This is a genomic window from Wenjunlia tyrosinilytica, from assembly GCF_014646055.1.
Lineage (GTDB): Bacteria > Actinomycetota > Actinomycetes > Streptomycetales > Streptomycetaceae > Wenjunlia > Wenjunlia tyrosinilytica.
The window spans coordinates 1-1,241 of sequence record NZ_BMMS01000136.1; the positions used below are offsets into that span (position 1 = coordinate 1).

1 protein-coding gene is annotated in these 1,241 nt (G+C 70.5%); it reads right to left on the minus strand.

Annotation, left to right across the window (positions count from 1 at the left end):
• Positions 1-1,241 (minus strand): acyltransferase domain-containing protein (locus IEY86_RS35880; RefSeq protein WP_189136086.1); only part of this gene is annotated, 1,241 nt, incomplete at both ends.

The window sequence follows — 1,241 nt, forward strand, 5'->3', positions numbered from 1 at the left end:
CACCGCGGCCTGACCGGGATCGGGAGCACCGTCCGACCGCCCCACCGACACCGCACCACGCGTCAGCACCCACAGACGAGCGCTCATCCCGGCGTCACCCAGCGCCTGCGCCAGCACCGCGGTCATTGACAGCTCCCCGACGGTGTCGGGCTCACTGGATCCCGGCATCAGCAATACTGCGCCGACGTCGCCCACGGCGCTCAACCGCTCGGCCAGTGCGGTGCGCTCAGCCCCCGGAGCGCACTCAACGATCACGGGATCGGCGCCCCTCGAGACCAGTCCGTCCACCAGCGACTCGACGTGATCGTCGGCCGCCGCACCGGTCGGCACGACGACCAGCCATCGCCCGGACAGCGTTCCCGAGGAGACACCGTCCAAAGGCTTCCACGTCACCCGGTACAGCCAACGGTCCGCACGGGAACGCTCACGCTGCCCACGCAGCCACGAGGACAACGCCGGCACCACACCGCCCAGCACCGCCTCGTCCACACCCAGCGAACCCGCCAGCGACCCCAGATCGCCGCGCTCGACCGCCTCCCAGAACCGCGCGTCCACCCCCTCCGAGGGGCTCGGCGCGGTTTCGGCCTCTCCATCCGGCCAGAAACGCTCACGCTGGAAGGCATACGTCGGCAGCGTGACCCCGGATGCCCTCGAGCCCCCGAACAGCCCTCCCCAGTCCACGTCCACGCCGGAGACGAACAACTCGGCCACCGCCGTCAGCACCGCACCGACCTCGGGCCGGTCACCTCGCAGAGCGGGCACCAGCAGACGCTCGTCGCCCTCCACGCACCCCTGGGCCATGGCGGTCAGAGTGCCGTCCGGGCCCAGCTCCACAAACCGCCCGACGCCCTCCGACTCCAGGCAGCCGATGCCGTCGGCGAACCGCACCGCCTCACGGACATGCCGCACCCAGTAGTCGGCGCAGGTCAGTTCCTCGGGCGCGGCGACGCCACCTGTGAGATTCGAGACGACGGCCAGGCGCGGTACCTCGTACGCCACGCTCTCCGCTACCTCGCGGAACTCCTTGAGCATCGGCTCCATCAACGGCGAGTGGAACGCGTGACTCACCCGCAGGAGGGATGTCTTACGGCCCAACTCCTGGATGCGCGAGGCGATCTCGGCCGTGGCCGATTCATCTCCCGATACGACCACGGACAGGGGGCCGTTGACCGCTGCGATGCCGATCTCGTGCTCGCGGCCGGCCAGCAGGGGCAGCACCTCGTCCTCGCACGCCTGGAGAG